The sequence below is a fragment of the Streptomyces sp. NPDC031426 genome (assembly GCF_055581585.1).
In genome coordinates, this window is record NZ_JBVIJE010000015.1 from 93,343 (window position 1) to 108,879 (window position 15,537).

A 15,537-nucleotide genomic window follows, 5' to 3' on the forward strand; every position below is an offset into this window, starting at 1 on the left:
TACCCGAAAAACAAGACATTGCGCGCTATCTTGCTGCAGATGATCCAGGCCTTCGGACTGACCAGCAATCCCCGCAAGGCGCACCCGCCCGCCGTCGACGACGTGTCCTTCGAAGCGCAACCGGGGCATGTCACCGTGCTCCTCGGAGGCGCCGGCGCGGGCAAGACGACCGTGCTCAGGCTGATGCTCGAGCTTCAACAGGGGCGTGGCATCACCTACTTCAGAGGGCGGCCCCTGCACCGGATCGCCCACCCCTCGCGGGAGGTCGGCGTGCTCCTCGGGGACGTGCCGGGGCATCCGGCCCGTTCGGTCCGCGGGCATCTGCGCATGTTGTGTGCGGCGGCGGGAGTTCCCGCGCGACGGGCCGACGAAGTCCTCGAAGTGGTCGGCCTCGTCAGCCTCCGTGAGGAGCGCCTCGGCACGCTCTCGCGGGGGATGGACCGCGGACTCGGCCTGGCCTGCGCTCTGCTGCCCGATCCGCACACGCTCGTCCTGGACGAGCCCGCCCATGGTCTCTCCGCCCGTGAGGCGCAGTGGCTGCACGGCATGCTGCGTGCCCACGCCGGCCAGGGTGGCACGGTGCTCTTCACCACGGCCGACCCCAAGGAGGCCGCGCGCACGGCCGACCGGGTCGTGACCCTCGACGGCGGCAGGCTCGTGGCCGACCAGGTGGCCGGCGAGTTCGCCCGCACCCGGCTGCGTCCGCGGGTGGCGGTCCGCAGTCCGCACGCGGCTCGCCTCGCGGCCCTGCTCGCCAAGGAGGCCCGCACCGCTCGCCGGTCCGTGGAGATCGTACGGGAAGGCGGCAATCGCCTCTCGGTGTACGGCTCCACTACCGCCGACGTCGGTGAGACGGCGTTCCGCCACGGCATCCCCGTGCACCAACTCGCTGACGAGATCGGCGACATGGGGCCGGGATCCGGTGCCGCGATCGAAGGCTCGTCCCAGGAAACGACCGCTGAGGTGGCCAACGAGCCCCACGCGGAGCTGGAACACGCCGGGCCCGGTGCGTCGTCCGCGGGGCCCGAGCCGGTGGTGCGCGGCCTGCCGACGGTGGAGCCGGGTGCCTCGGGGATCGGTCTGGCCGCGTCCGCGTCCGGCCTCCCGGCGCCCGGTTCGGCGGCGGCTGAGTCCGCCGCGTCGGTGGTGGACGCGTCCGTGTCGGGGCAGGCCCCCGTGGCGTCCGGCCTCTTGTCGGGTGCGCCTGGCGCCGCGGCCTCGGGTTTCTCGGGGAGAGAACGGGCGGCCCTGCCGTTCGGATTCTCGGTGGGGGAGCGGGAGAACGCCCCAGCGCACACGCCGGTGCCGCAGCGGGCTGTGTCCAGCGCCTCCTTGGACGAGGAACTGCCGGAGGGCAAGCTGGCACAGGCCGCCGGCGGTGGGCAGCCGTCGCTCGGCGAGACGCCCAGTGCCCGGCCGGGGGCGGAGTACCTGGAGTCCCCCCAGCGCGAACCGGCCGAGGGCGCGTCGCTGGACGACGCGGCTCCGGGAACCGGCGGGACGGCATACGGCGATGTCGGTCCCTCTGATGACGACACGCTCGACGGAAGTGCCGGAGCGCTGCCCGCAGGGGTGCTCGCGGGAGCCGTCGGCGGTCGGACCGCCGACGCGGCGGCTGCCACGGAAGCCGGGCGCGACGCTGCCTCCACGGCCCAGGAACCGCAGTCCGGCGGCCCAAGCGCTGTGGCAGCGAGCATCGCCGCCCTGCGTACCCGCCTCCCCGGCGCCAGGAAGCCCGGCACTCGTCAGCCGCAGACCACCCGTGCCGCCCACCTCGACGGCGTTCCCGATGCCCTTTTCCCCCTCCCACCCCCCATCTCCGTCCGCCCCGCCCCCAGCCCCCTGCGTCCTCTTAGCTACGAGATCCGGCGTGCCACCGGCATCGGCGTCGGCTTCGTCACCTGCGGTGCCGTACTGGCCGTCTCCGCGCTCATCGCCGTACTGCTGGCCAGGATCGGGCACACCCCACAGGCGCGGCTGTTCGCCGCATGGCCGCGGGAGCTGCCGCTGCCGCCCGCGGCGTTCGCGGCGGGGTTGCTCGGTGCGCTGGCCTTCGGGGACGAGTTCCGCCACCCCGCCCTCGCGGCGGACCGCGGCACCGTGCCCCGCCGGCTGGGACTGCTCATCGCGAAACTGCTCGTCTCCGGAGCCACCGCCGCCATCCTCGCCTTCCTCACCGTGGGCTGCGACGCCGAAGCGCTCTACATCGTCTACGGGCGAGAGCTGACACAAGTTCCCGCGGACTGGCTCTCGCTGGGCGCGAGTTGGTTCTGTCTGGTCGTCGCCTGTGCCTGGGCCGGTGTACTGGCGGCCGGTGTGTTCCGGTCCACCACGGGCGGCCTGGCCACCGTACTCGCCGTACCCGTTGTCGTCGTCCCCGTCGTGCACCAGGCGATGCAGAGGCCCGCCCTGCGCATGGCCGCCGGGTTCCCGGTGCGGATGCGGGAGGTTCTCCTGCCGCAGTGGCCCTTCGGTGGCGAGCGCTACCTGCTCGGGATGGCCCGGGTGCTCGCCCAACCCATGGGCAGCGCACTGGCGTTGTCGCTGTCGGTGCTGCTGTGCGCGTATCTGTTCACGACGCTGCGCACCCGGTTCCGGTGACATGTTGCGTCCACTTCCGGTCCCGCCGTGTGCACAACTCCGCACGGCAAGCCCATTTCTTTCCGATAAGGCGTCAATTGCGACGGGGTGAGCGATCACCCTTTCGTGTGCTTTTCACCAAAGACCTCAAGGGAGTTGGAGACGGCGCCGACAAAGGATCCGTGAGTACCCTTGCGCACACCATGATGACCGCCGCCCGCTCCACCGACTCCGGTCTGGCCGGCCCGGGCGAACTCGACCGCTACCCCTACGCAGAGCCGCAGGTGGCCGACCGCGTCGCAGCGCCCTCCTGGGAGGGCGCGGACCCTGATCTGGGCCGCGTAGGCCGACGTGCCGCGGGCAGCCGCGGACGTGGACTGCACGGCCAACTCGTTCAGCAGCTGGGACAGATGATCGTCTCGGGCGACCTGGGCGCGGACCGACCGCTGGTGCCCGAGGAGATCGGCCAGCGCTTCGAGGTCTCCCGCACCGTCGTCCGCGAGTCCCTCCGTGTCCTCGAGGCCAAGGGCCTGGTCAGTGCCCGCCCGAACGTCGGCACGCGCGTGCGTCCGGTCAGCGACTGGAACCTGCTCGACCCGGACATCATCGAGTGGCGGGCCTTCGGGCCCCAGCGCGACGACCAGCGCCGCGAGCTGAGCGAGCTGCGGTGGACGATCGAGCCGCTCGCCGCCCGCCTCGCCGCCGGGCACGGGCGGGAGGACGTGCAGCAGCGCCTCTGTGACATGGTCGAGATCATGAGCCATGCCATGGCGCAGGGCGACGCGCTGACGTACTCGCGCGCCGACAACGAGTTCCACGGGCTGCTCATCCAGATCGCCGGCAACCGCATGCTGGAGCACCTCTCCGGGATCGTCTCGGCGGCCCTCCAGGTCTCCGGCGGCCCAGTCACGGGGTGTGAACGGCCGAACGAGACGTCGCTCGCGCAGCACGCGCGAATCGTCGACGCGCTCGGCACCGGCGACGGCGCGGCCGCCGAGGCGGCCATGCGTCAACTGCTCACGGTCCATCCCGAGGTCGAGCGCGTGGTACCCGCCCCGCGCGAGCACTGACCCCCGCGGTCGTCGGTGTGCGGCGTGCTCGTGGCGGCGCCGGGCTCCTTGCCGGCCGCCGCTGGACCCCGCCGGACCCTGTGCGGTCCGGCGGGGTCCAGCGGTGCGGCGGGCCGCCGGGGGCATGTGCGCGACCTGGCAGGACGGCAATGGTGATCTCGTCTGCCCATGTCTGACTGCTTTTGACCGCTTACGGGGTGTGACTCGGGCCACGCAGATTGGGCGTAACGCTCGTGGGAACAGCGCGATGACCTAAGAGGTGACAGCCGCGGAGGGAATACGGACGCCAACACAGGCGCTGTGCATCTTCCCCGGCCCCGCCCGCGCCGTCGGCCCATCCCCAGGCCGGTGGTCGGCTCCTGTCCGCAGTGGACGGTGCCGGAAGCCGTTTTCCAACGTTCCGAGAGGTTGTTCGTGTCGGCCAGCACATCCCGTACGCTCCCGCCGGAGATCGCCGAGTCCGTCTCTGTCATGGCGCTCATTGAGCGGGGAAAGGCTGAGGGGCAGATCGCCGGCGACGATGTGCGTCGGGCCTTCGAAGCTGACCAGATTCCGGCCACTCAGTGGAAGAACGTACTGCGCAGCCTCAACCAGATTCTTGAGGAAGAGGGTGTGACGCTGATGGTCAGTGCCGCAGAGCCCAAGCGCACCCGCAAGAGCGTCGCAGCGAAGAGCCCGGCGAAGCGCACCGCCACCAAGACGGTCGCGGCGAAGACGGTGACGACGACGAGGCAGGCCACCGCCACAACGGCCGCCCCCGCGGCGCCCGTCGCTCCTGCCGCAGCCGATTCCGCCGAGGAAGCCGCACCCGCCAAGAAGGCCGCGGCCAAGAAGACCGTGGCCAAGAAGGCGGCCGCCAAGAAGACCGTCGCCAAGAAGACGGCGGCCAAGAAGACCACGGCCAAGAAGGACGACGTCGAACTTCTCGAGGACGAGGTTCTCGAGGACACCAAGGTCGCCGACGAGCCCGAGGTCGCCGAGAACGCGGGCTTCGTCCTGTCCGACGAGGACGAGGACGACGCGCCCGCGCAGCAGGTCGCCGCGGCCGGCGCGACCGCCGACCCGGTCAAGGACTACCTGAAGCAGATCGGCAAGGTCCCCCTGCTCAACGCCGAGCAGGAGGTCGAGCTGGCCAAGCGCATCGAGGCGGGTCTGTTCGCCGAGGACAAGCTGGCCAACGCCGACAAGCTGGCGCCGAAGCTCAAGCGCGAGCTGGAGATCATCGCCGAGGACGGCCGCCGCGCCAAGAACCACCTCCTGGAGGCCAACCTCCGTCTGGTGGTCTCCCTGGCCAAGCGCTACACCGGCCGCGGCATGCTCTTCCTGGATCTCATCCAGGAGGGCAACCTCGGTCTGATCCGCGCGGTCGAGAAGTTCGACTACACCAAGGGCTACAAGTTCTCCACCTACGCCACCTGGTGGATCCGCCAGGCCATCACCCGCGCCATGGCCGACCAGGCGCGCACCATCCGTATCCCGGTGCACATGGTCGAGGTCATCAACAAGCTCGCGCGCGTGCAGCGCCAGATGCTCCAGGATCTGGGCCGCGAGCCCACCCCGGAGGAGCTGGCCAAGGAGCTCGACATGACCCCGGAGAAGGTCATCGAGGTCCAGAAGTACGGCCGCGAGCCCATCTCGCTGCACACCCCCCTGGGCGAGGACGGCGACAGCGAGTTCGGTGACCTCATCGAGGACTCCGAGGCCGTGGTCCCCGCCGACGCCGTCAGCTTCACGCTCCTGCAGGAGCAGCTGCACTCCGTTCTGGACACCCTGTCCGAGCGCGAGGCCGGCGTCGTCTCGATGCGGTTCGGTCTCACCGACGGTCAGCCGAAGACCCTCGACGAGATCGGCAAGGTGTACGGCGTGACGCGTGAGCGCATCCGCCAGATCGAGTCCAAGACCATGTCGAAGCTGCGCCACCCCTCGCGTTCCCAGGTGCTGCGCGACTACCTCGACTAGGTCAGGTCGTACGACGGCGAAGGCCCGGCTCCGCTCGCGGGAGCCGGGCCTTCGTGCTGCGCGCGACCGCGCGGTGGATCACTCTGGGTATTCTGACACCACTGAGAGTGAGGAGTGCGTATGCGCTGTTCCGTTGCGCGGGCGCTGATCCGGCCGCTGGCCCTTGCGGCCGTCATGACCGCCACACCTCTGGTGGGCGCGCCTCCCGTGGCCGCCGACAGCGTGGTGGTCGGGGGCTTTCCGATAGACGTGTCCCAGGCCCCGTGGACGGTCGCGCTGTCCAGCCGTGACCGGTTCGGAGGTACGCGGGCGGGCCAGTTCTGCGGCGGTGTGGCCGTCGCCCGGACGGCGGTGCTCACCGCGGCCCACTGCCTGGCGGAGGAGGTCCTCGGGGCGCCCCCGAACCGCGTGCGCGACCTGCGGGTGATCACGGGCCGCACCGATCTGCTGTCGGACGAGGGGCAGGAGATCGCCGTACGTGATGCCTGGGTCAATCCGGGGTACGACACCGGGACCCATGCCGGTGACTTCGCCGTGCTCACCCTCGCCGAGCCGCTGCCACAGCGCGCGGTCATCGGCATGGCGGGTGCAGGTGATCCGGCCTACGCCCCGGGCACGCAGGCCACCGTGTCCGGATGGGGGGACACGACCGGCGAAGGCACCTATGCGCACAGGCTGTACGCCGCACGCGTAGGCGTGCTGCCCGACGACCTCTGCGCCCGCGCCTATCCGGGCGGTCCCGACGGTGCGTACCGGGCCGGCAGCATGCTCTGCGCCGGAGATGTTGCCGGGGGCCCGGACGCCTGCCAGGGCGACAGTGGTGGCCCACTGGTGGCGGGAGGGCGGCTGATCGGGCTCGTGTCATGGGGCAGCGGCTGCGGCAGGCCGGGCAGGCCTGGCGTGTACACGCGCGCATCCGACGTCATGAAAGCCATGGGAGCGGCCTCGGGGAACCGTAGGAGGCCCCACGGAGGCTCCTGAGGCGCCCGCACAGGGACATGAGCACGGGCGGCCGCTCCCGGAGGGGAGCGGCCGCCCGTTCACCGGCCTGTGCCGGGGCTGGCTCGTCGTGTGTGCGAGATTCAGCGCTCTTCTTCGGAAGCGGTGTTCGGAACGGAGGTCAGCCGCTCCGTCTCGTCCTGTATCTCAGCGGCGATCTTCTTGAGTTCCGGCTCGAACTTGCGACCGTGGTGGGCGCAGAAGAGCAGTTCTCCGCCGCTGAGCAGGACGACGCGCAGGTATGCCTGGGCGCCGCAGCGGTCGCAGCGATCGGCGGCCGTCAACGGGCTCGCGGGGGTCAGAACAGTAGTCACGTCGCCTCTTCTCTAGCTCGACGAGCTGTCGTACCAGGGTCAACATCCAACCAGCCCGAAAACGTTCCCGCTCGTGGCTATTCCTCGAAAAAATCTTCCGGGGCGGCTGTCTGCTGCCGGTTGGCGGCGAATGTGCCGTAGTGCGTCTCTTGTGGTGCTTACGGTTTCGCGCAGTGTTGTGTCTCGGTCCTCCAGGCGGGGTTGCCTGTTGTTCATGAGGACGTGCCCGGAGCCTAAATGGTTCATGCCTCCAAGGGAACGTGATATGTACTTCACTCCATCGAGGGATCGAACATGCATACGAGTCTGGACTAGTCTGAGTTCTCGACGAGGGTGGCGTTACACCGGCTCTACCAGGCCTCGGTACCCTCTGAGCGGCGACCGAAGCCGTCCCCTTACCCAGTAGGGGGCAAACTGAAATTCAGCGAGGAGCGAACCGCGTGACCGCCGATACGTCCGTGCCGTCCACAGCGCTGCTGGCAGGAGCAGACCGGGACGGTTCCAACTACACCGCGCGGCACCTGCTCGTCCTCGAGGGCCTCGAGGCCGTGCGCAAGCGCCCGGGTATGTACATCGGCTCGACCGACAGTCGTGGTCTGATGCACTGCCTGTGGGAGATCATCGACAACTCCGTGGACGAGGCCCTCGCGGGTGTCTGCGACCGCATCGAGGTGATCCTCCACGACGACGGTTCCGTGGAGGTGCGCGACAACGGTCGTGGCATCCCTGTGGACGTCGAGCCCAGGACCGGCCTGTCCGGCGTCGAGGTCGTCATGACCAAGCTGCACGCGGGCGGCAAGTTCGGCGGCGGCTCGTACGCCGCCTCCGGCGGTCTGCACGGCGTCGGTGCCTCCGTGGTGAACGCCCTCTCCGCCCGCCTCGACGTCGAGGTGGACCGCGGCGGCCACACGCACGCCATCAGCTTCCGGCGCGGCGTGCCCGGCGCCTTCGCGGCAGACGGCGCCGACGCGAAGTTCGAGGCCAAGAGCGGCCTGCGCAAGACCAAGAAGATCCCCAAGACCCGCACCGGCACGCGCGTGCGGTACTGGGCCGACCGCCAGATCTTCCTCAAGGACGCCAAGCTCTCCCTGGAGAACCTGCACCAGCGCGCCCGGCAGACCGCCTTCCTGGTGCCGGGTCTGACGATCATCGTGCGCGACGAGTTCGGCCTGGGAGAGGGCGGCAGCAAGGGCGAGGAATCCTTCCGCTTCGACGGCGGCATCAGCGAGTTCTGCGAGTACCTGGCGGGCGACAAGCCGGTCTGCGATGTCATCCGCTTCTCGGGCAAGGGCACCTTCAAGGAGACCGTCCCCGTCCTCGACGAGCACGGCCAGATGACCCCCACCGAGGTCACTCGTGAACTGGGTGTGGACATCGCGATGCGCTGGGGCACCGGGTACGACACCACCATCCGGTCCTTCGTCAACATCATCGCCACCCCCAAGGGCGGCACCCACGTCTCCGGCTTCGAGCAGTCCGTGACGGGCGTGTTCAACGACGTGCTGCGCGCCAAGAAGCTGCTGCGGGTGGCCGAGGACAACATCGTCAAGGACGACGCCCTGGAGGGCCTGACCGCCGTCGTGACCGTGCGCCTGGCCGAGCCGCAGTTCGAGGGTCAGACCAAGGAGGTCCTGGGTACCTCGGCGGCCCGCCGCATCGTGAACAACGTGGTCACCAAGGAGCTGAAGGCGTTCCTGACCAGCACGAAGCGGGACGCCGCCGCGCAGGCCCGGGTCGTCATGGAGAAGGTGGTGGCCGCCGCCCGTACGCGTGTCGCGGCCCGCCAGCACAAGGACGCCCAGCGCCGGAAGACCGCCCTGGAGTCCTCGTCCCTGCCGGCGAAGCTCGCCGACTGCCGCAGCGACGACGTCGACCGCAGCGAGCTGTTCATCGTCGAGGGCGACTCTGCGCTCGGTACGGCCAAGCTGGCGCGGAACTCCGAGTTCCAGGCCCTGCTGCCGATCCGCGGCAAGATCCTCAACGTGCAGCGGTCGTCGGTGACCGACATGCTCAAGAATGCCGAGTGCGGCGCGATCATCCAGGTCATAGGGGCGGGCTCGGGCCGGACCTTCGACATCGACCAGGCCCGCTACGGCAAGATCATCATGATGACCGACGCCGATGTGGACGGTTCCCACATCCGCTGCCTGCTGCTCACGCTGTTCCAGCGCTACATGCGGCCGATGGTCGAGGCCGGCCGGGTCTTCGCCGCGGTGCCGCCGCTGCACCGCATCGAGATCGTCCAGCCGAAGAAGGACCAGGACAAGTACGTCTACACGTACTCCGACCGTGAGCTGCGTGACAAGCTCATGGAGTTCCAGAGCAAGGGCATCCGGTACAAGGACTCGATCCAGCGCTACAAGGGTCTGGGTGAGATGGACGCCGACCAGCTGGCCGAGACCACGATGGACCCGCGTCACCGCACGCTGCGCAGGATCAACCTGTCCGACCTGGAGGCCGCCGAGCAGGTCTTCGATCTGCTGATGGGCAACGACGTGGCGCCGCGCAAGGAGTTCATCTCCGGCTCGGCGGCGACACTGGACCGGTCGCGCATCGACGCGTAGCCGCTGCACCGGGCCTCGGCCGACGGGGCTTGCCCCAGGCGGGCTGACCTGGTCGGCCGGGGCGGCAGGGATCGGCCGGCGGGGGAGGGGAACGGTGGTCTGCCTCCGCGGCTGGGGCTTTCGCCGGTGGTCGCGTGGTCTTCCTTCGACGGTCGGGTGCGGTGGCCGGTGAGCCATGGCCTGGACACGGCAGACGGTGTCTTGGACCGCGACGACCGGCCGCTGGACGCCGGCCGCGCACCCGGCATCGCACCGGCGGCGTCGGCTGTGGCGCGGTCTGGGGCTCGAGGGCGTTCGGCGGCGCTTGTGTCAGCCCCCTCGTTCCCGTCCGAGTCGTCGTGAGCAGTGGGAGGTCCCGGCTCTTCTGGCGGTCAACCGGCGTCGGAGGTGGTGCCGGATTCCCCGCTCACCCCGGCGCCGGCACTCCCGGCCTTTGCACCGGCCCGGTATGCGCTCCCGCGGGATCTGCACCCGTGGGTGGAGACGAGCCGCTCCAGGTTTCCACCCGTGATCCACCCCCGCTCCGATCTCCCGACCTGCGCTTTTCCGTAGCTTCGTAGGTGCCGGCAGCACCCGCTCCCGGCACCACCTTCTCGCTCACGGAGGCTTTGATGTCCGGGCTCGTCAACGCGCTGGTGATCGTGGCGGTCGCCGCCATAGTGATCGTGCGGCAGTTTCGCGCCCGCGCGATCAACACCGACCGGCGCTGGTGGCTGATCCCTGTGGTCCTTGCCGCCGTCGCGCTGCGCGAGCCCGGCATTCTCGACGCCCACCATCATGCGGAATCCGCCGCGCTGCTCGCGGTGGAGCTGATCATCGGTGTGGCCACCGGTGCCGGCTGGGCCTGGACGACCCGCGTCTGGAGGGAACCGGACGGCGTCGTGTGGACCAAGAGCACCAAGGCCAGCGTCGCGGTATGGATCGTGGGCATAGCTATGCGCATCGGTATCTACGCCATCGGCGCCGTACTCGGCCTGCACCAGAACAGTTCCGCCCTGATGTGCGCTCTCGCCGTCACCCTACTGGTCCGCGGCGGAATCCTCGTCTGGCGGGCGCAGGCCCTCGGCACCACGGACCACCCTGCCCCGGCGTACGGTGACGGCACGCGGTCGGTATGGAGGGAGCGCGCGTGAAGGAAAACGCCTGGACGCGCTGGCCGTCACGAGAGGCCCTCGGCCGCGAGGGAACCACCCGGCCCCGGCGTCTGATCGCCTGGTCCGTCAGATGCCTGGTGATCGGCATGCTCCTGTGGGGCGCGTACAACCAGAGGCACGTCGGTCTCTGGGGCGCTCTCGGTGCGATGGCCGGGGTCCTTGTCGCCGCCCTCCTGGCCTGGGCTTTCTTCCGGACCACCTACCAGCACCGGTTGGTGCCCTCCCTGACGCTGATGGGCGCCCTCATGGGCATCGCGGTCGAGGCCGAGGCCACGGGATTCAGGGGGCCGGCCCTCGTGATCTGGTGCGGCTGTGGGATCGGCGCCCTGGAGCGCCTGCCGCTCGCGGCCGCGGCGCCGGTGACCTCGGTGGGCCTGGCAGCATATTCCGCTTTCAACAACGACGTCTGGCTGACCACGGCCGCCTCGGTCGCGGGCATGGCCCTCGCTGGATACGTCCTTCGGCTGGACGCCGAAGCCCGCGGCCATGCGCAGCAACTGCTGGCCCAGGAGCGCGCAGCCCGGGCGGCCGAGGCGGAGTCCGCGGCGCTGGCCGAGCGAGCCCGCATCGCACGGGAGATCCACGATGTGCTGGCCCACAGCCTCTCGGCGCAACTGGTGCACCTGGAGGCGGCCCGGCTGCTGATCGAGAAGGGAGCGGACCGAGAACGCATCCTGGAGCGGGTGGTGGCTGCCCGGGGCATGGCCCGCGACGGACTCGCCGAGACCCGGCAGGCCCTGTCCGCGCTGCGGGGCGAGCTGACCCCGCTGGAGGACTTCCTGAGCGAACTCGTCAGCGGGGCCGATGGCGCCGAGGTCACCGTGACGGGTGAGCGCAGACCCCTGCCGGCCGAGGCCTCCCAGGCCGTGCGCAGGGTCGCCCAGGAGGCGCTGACGAACGTCCGCAAGCACGCACAGGGCGCCAAGGTGCACCTGCGACTCGACTACAGCGAGCACGAAGTGAGGCTGGACGTACGGGACACGGGCGGGCGGCCGGGCGAACTCACGGGGTCCGGAGCCGGGTACGGTCTGCTGGGGATGCGCGAGCGGGCCGAGCTGCTGGGCGGCTCACTGGACGCGCGGCCGCAGGAGGAGGGGTTCGTGGTGACGCTGAAGGTGCCTGTATGACGGAGACGGAGGGGGAGAAGAGTCCCGCACGGGTCGTGGTCGCCGACGACCAGACCGTGGTCCGGGAGGGCATCGTGATGCTGCTCGGGCTGCTGCCCGGGGTGGAGGTCGTGGGTGCCGCGGGAGACGGCGAGGAGGCGGTGCGGCTGGTCGGGGAACTGGCCCCGGACGTCGTCCTGATGGATCTCAGGATGCCCCGCTGCGACGGTGTCGAGGCCACCCGGCGGATCCGGGCGCAGTACCCCGGGACCGAGGTCGTGGTGCTCACCACGTACGCGGACGACGAGTCGCTGTTCCCGGCACTGCGCGCCGGCGCCCGGGGTTATCTGACCAAGGACGCGGGCGGTGACGAGATCGTGCGTGCAGTGGAGAGCGTGCTCTCGGGGGACGCGGGTCTGTCGCCGAGTGTCCAGCGCCGGTTGCTGGAGCGGCTGTCGCAGCCCGAGCCCAGCCCGCCGGCGACCGTCCAGGCGCCGCCCGACGGACTGACCGCGCGGGAGACAGAGGTACTGCTGCTGATCGCCGAAGGGCTCAGCAATCAGGAGATCGCCCGCAAGCTGCATGTGTCGACCGCGACTGTGAAGACACACATCAACAATCTCTTCGCCAAGACGGGCCTCAAGGACCGGGCGCAGGCGGTGCGTTACGCCTACAGCAAGGGGCTGGTGAGACCGCCCGCACAGTGAATCACCTGATGGGGTGAAGAGCCCGAGGAAGAAGAGTCAGGGATCTTCCCGATCTGTCCATCCTTGGGCATGCAGTCAAGCAACGGTCGTGCCCATGGAGCCGGGGACGGTCCCGAGAGTTCGGCCGAGAACCGGCAAGACCACGGCGCGCCCTCCCGCGACGAGGCGTACGAAGACCCTTGGTACGACACACTGGCCTCCGGCTGGGGCGAACTGGACGGTACCGGCGTGCCGGCGCCGGCGGTGCCACCCGCACGCGGGGAGCGGAGCGGAGCGGCGGTGCGCGCACGTGATGTGTACGTCGAGGTGCAGCGCAGCGCTGACTTCCAGGAGGTGCGCACCAGGTACCGGCGGTTCGTCGTGCCGGGAGTCGCCGCCTTCCTCGCCTGGTACGTGGGCTATGTGGTCACCGCCACGACCGCGCCGGGGCTGATGGCCCGCCCCGTGGCGGGCGCGGTGAACGTGGCCATGCTGGCCGGGCTCGGACAGTTCCTCACCACGTTCCTGCTCACCTGGGCCTACGCACGGCACGCGCGGCTCCGTCGGGACCGGGCGGCGCTGGAGCTGCGCTGGGACACCCAGGAACTGACCCGCGAAGTGCGGGAGGTGCCTCGTGACCGGTGAGCATCAGACGCTGGCGCTGCTGCTGTTCAGCGTTTTCGTGGCCGTCACTCTCGGGATCACGACGTGGGTGAGCCGTCGGCGGCGTGGTTCGGCGGAGGAGTTCTATGCCGGAGGGCGGCTGTTCTCTCCCATGGAGAATGGTTTTGCCATCGCGGGTGACTATGTGTCGGCCGCCTCCTTCCTCGGGGTCACCGGGCTCATCGCGCTGTACGGGTACGACGGGATGCTGTACGTCGTGGGCTTCCTGGTGGCCTGGTTGGTCGTGCTGTTCCTGGTGGCCGAACTGGTGCGCAACTGCGGGCGGTTCACCCTGGCCGACGTGGTGGCCGCTCGGATGAGCGAGCGGCCGGTGCGGATCGCCGCGGGAACTTCCTCGGTCACGGTGTCCGTTCTGTATCTGGTGGCGCAAATGGTCGGCGCGGGCAGTCTGGTGGCGCTGCTGCTGGGGCGGGCGAGCGGGGCCGAGCAGGCCTGGGCGGTCATCGGGGTCGGCGCGCTCATGGTGATCTATGTGTCGTTGGGAGGGATGCGGGCCACCACCTGGATCCAGATCGTCAAGGCGGTGCTGCTGCTGAGCGGCACCATCGCGCTGAGCGTCCTCGTTCTGCTCCGCTTCCACGGCGATGTCGACCGCCTGCTGCTCACGGCCGCGGACCGCAGCGGTCATGGAAGGGCGTTCCTGGCACCGGGTCTGAAGTACGGCGGGACCTGGACCGCTCGCCTCGACTTCATCAGCCTGGGACTCGCCCTCGTGCTGGGCACAGGCGGACTGCCGCACATCCTGTCCCGCTTCTACACCGTGGCCACCGCGCGTGCCGCCCGCCGTTCCGCGGTGTGGTCCATCGGGCTGATCGGCGGCTTCTATCTGATGACGATCGTCCTCGGCTTCGGGGCGGCCGCTGTGGTGGGCACGGATGCGGTGCGCGGCTCGAACGCGGCCGGGAACACCGCGGTGCCGCTGCTCGCCCTCGACCTGGGCGGTGGCGCGGGCTCCACCGGTGGCACGGTCCTGTTCGCGGTCGTCGCCGCCGTCGCCTTCGCGACGATCCTCGCCGTGGTCGCCGGCATCACCCTCGCCTCGTCGGCGTCGGTGGCGCACGACCTGTACGCGTCGCTGCGGCGCTCGCGAGGCAAGGCGCGCAGCGAAGTGGCGGTGGCGCGCTGGGCGGCGGTCGGCATCGGTGTCGTGGCGATCGCACTCGGTCTGCTGGCCCGTGACCTCAATGTCGCCTTCCTCGTCGGCCTCGCCTTCGCCGTCGCCGCTTCGGCGAACCTCCCGGTGCTGCTGTACTCGCTGTTCTGGCGCGGCTTCACCACCCGCGGCGCGGTCTGGGCCGTGTACGGCGGGCTGATCCCGGCGCTCGGACTGGTGCTGCTCTCCCCGGTGGTGTCCGGCAGCCCCACCTCGCTGTTCCCGGGCGTCGACTTCCAGTACTTCCCGCTGCAGAACCCGGGCATCGTCTCCATCCCGCTCGGCTTCCTCGCCGGCTGGCTCGGCACGGTCACCTCCGCGGAGGTCGCGGACGAGGCCAAGTACGCCGAGACGGAGGTCCGGTCGCTGACCGGCGCCGGCGCCGTGTAGCCGGTCACCGGCTCCGCGCACGGATCGCTACGGCGCCACCCAGGCGTACCGGTGCTCCGGCCGGCCGGTGTCGCCGTACTTCAGGGAGAGCCGGAGCCGGCCGGCCTGTTCCAGGTGACGGAGATAGCGCTGGGCGGTGGAGCGGCTCAGGCCGGTCCTTGCGGCCACCTCGTGGGCGGACAGCGGCTGGTCGGCGCGGTGCAGGACGCCGCAGATCAGGTCGGTCGTGGGCTCCGAGTGGCCACTCGGCACGCCGGGCGCGGAGGGGGCGGGAGACGTCCGCAGCGCCCCGAAGATCCGGTCGACCTGCTCCTGTCCGGTCAGGCCGCGGCCGCCCACCCGCTCCACGGTGCGACGCAGCGCCGCATAGGAGTCCAGGCGGGTGCGCAGGGCGGCGAAGGTAAAGGGTTTGACCAGGTAGTGCAGGGCGCCCAGGCGCATCGCCTGCTGCACGGTCGCCACATCGCTGGCTGCGGTGATCATGATGACGTCCGTGCCGTGGCCCTGCTCCCGCATGAGGTGCACGAGATCGAGACCCGTCTGGTCCGGCAGATAGTGGTCGAGCAGGACCAGGTCGATGGTGCCGCGTTCTACGGCGGCCAGGGCCTGGGCAGCGCTGTGCGCGCGGGCGGTCACCCGGAAGCCGGGAACCTTCCCCACGTACTTGGCGTTTATCTCAGCGACGCGGAAGTCGTCGTCCACGACCAGGACGTCAATCATCAGGCCTCTCCTTCAAGGCCGACGAGCGTTAAGCCCGTGTTTCGGCTCCGCAGTTGTAGCGCGAGCAAAAAGAGCACAACAGGCTCTTGCGAGCAAAAGAACGGCTTGCGCTCACAAGACTCCTGCTGTGGCCGGGGCCACACCTACCGTCCCGGGCC

At 70.1% G+C, this 15,537-nt stretch carries 12 protein-coding genes; 10 read left to right on the top strand and 2 right to left on the bottom strand.

Features of this window, described 5'->3' with window-relative positions; all coding sequences use genetic code 11:
* The first annotated feature begins 39 nt into the window (after positions 1 to 39).
* From ACZ5NH_RS28470 to ACZ5NH_RS28485, 4 genes are all read left to right on the top strand, one after another.
* Positions 40 to 2,601, top strand: coding sequence for an ABC transporter ATP-binding protein (locus ACZ5NH_RS28470; protein WP_468779176.1), 2,562 nt, complete (start codon positions 40 to 42; stop codon positions 2,599 to 2,601).
* Positions 2,602 to 2,762: 161 nt separating this feature from the next.
* The gene (locus tag ACZ5NH_RS28475) at positions 2,763 to 3,650 is read left to right on the top strand and encodes a FadR/GntR family transcriptional regulator (protein ID WP_468779178.1); all 888 of its coding nucleotides are present in this window, start codon (positions 2,763 to 2,765) and stop codon (positions 3,648 to 3,650) included.
* Between the two features lie 414 nt (positions 3,651 to 4,064).
* A complete protein-coding gene (locus tag ACZ5NH_RS28480; protein WP_468779180.1) occupies positions 4,065 to 5,609 on the top strand; it encodes an RNA polymerase sigma factor in 1,545 nt (514 codons plus the stop codon).
* A 120-nt stretch (positions 5,610 to 5,729) separates the two neighbouring features.
* Complete coding sequence (locus tag ACZ5NH_RS28485) at positions 5,730 to 6,590, top strand: serine protease (RefSeq protein ID WP_468779182.1); 861 nt, start codon at positions 5,730 to 5,732, stop codon at positions 6,588 to 6,590.
* 101 nt (positions 6,591 to 6,691) lie between these two features.
* On the opposite strand, the gene ACZ5NH_RS28490 is transcribed toward ACZ5NH_RS28485, so the two are convergent.
* The gene (locus ACZ5NH_RS28490; protein ID WP_030735014.1) at positions 6,692 to 6,922 is read right to left on the bottom strand and encodes a DUF7455 domain-containing protein; all 231 of its coding nucleotides are present in this window, start codon (positions 6,920 to 6,922) and stop codon (positions 6,692 to 6,694) included.
* Between the two features lie 440 nt (positions 6,923 to 7,362).
* On the opposite strand from ACZ5NH_RS28490, the gene ACZ5NH_RS28495 reads away from it, so the two are divergent.
* The 6 genes from ACZ5NH_RS28495 to ACZ5NH_RS28520 all read left to right on the top strand — a co-directional run bounded on the left by ACZ5NH_RS28495 (position 7,363) and on the right by ACZ5NH_RS28520 (position 14,659).
* Positions 7,363 to 9,486 carry a DNA gyrase/topoisomerase IV subunit B gene (locus ACZ5NH_RS28495; RefSeq protein ID WP_468779184.1) on the top strand — a complete coding sequence of 708 codons (2,124 nt, stop codon included), beginning with the start codon at positions 7,363 to 7,365 and terminating at the stop codon, positions 9,484 to 9,486.
* A 611-nt stretch (positions 9,487 to 10,097) separates the two neighbouring features.
* Positions 10,098 to 10,619 carry a DUF1453 domain-containing protein gene (locus ACZ5NH_RS28500; RefSeq protein ID WP_468779186.1) on the top strand — a complete coding sequence of 174 codons (522 nt, stop codon included), beginning with the start codon at positions 10,098 to 10,100 and terminating at the stop codon, positions 10,617 to 10,619.
* Entirely contained in the window at positions 10,616 to 11,767 is a 1,152-nt protein-coding gene (locus tag ACZ5NH_RS28505) for a sensor histidine kinase (protein ID WP_468779188.1), read from the top strand. The genes ACZ5NH_RS28500 and ACZ5NH_RS28505 overlap by 4 nt, the downstream gene beginning before the upstream one ends.
* Positions 11,764 to 12,453 (top strand): response regulator transcription factor, encoded by a 690-nt coding sequence (locus ACZ5NH_RS28510; RefSeq protein ID WP_468779190.1) that lies wholly within the window; start codon positions 11,764 to 11,766, stop codon positions 12,451 to 12,453. Before ACZ5NH_RS28505 ends, ACZ5NH_RS28510 begins: the two co-directional genes overlap by 4 nt.
* A 69-nt stretch (positions 12,454 to 12,522) precedes the next feature.
* Positions 12,523 to 13,077 (top strand): DUF485 domain-containing protein, encoded by a 555-nt coding sequence (locus tag ACZ5NH_RS28515; RefSeq protein ID WP_468779192.1) that lies wholly within the window; start codon positions 12,523 to 12,525, stop codon positions 13,075 to 13,077.
* A complete protein-coding gene (locus ACZ5NH_RS28520) occupies positions 13,067 to 14,659 on the top strand; it encodes a solute symporter family protein (RefSeq protein ID WP_468779194.1) in 1,593 nt (530 codons plus the stop codon). Before ACZ5NH_RS28515 ends, ACZ5NH_RS28520 begins: the two co-directional genes overlap by 11 nt.
* Before the next feature lie 27 nt (positions 14,660 to 14,686).
* On the opposite strand, the gene ACZ5NH_RS28525 is transcribed toward ACZ5NH_RS28520, so the two are convergent.
* Positions 14,687 to 15,379, bottom strand: a complete 693-nt coding sequence (locus ACZ5NH_RS28525; protein ID WP_451555203.1) for a response regulator — start codon at positions 15,377 to 15,379, stop codon at positions 14,687 to 14,689.
* Positions 15,380 to 15,537 lie beyond the last annotated feature (158 nt).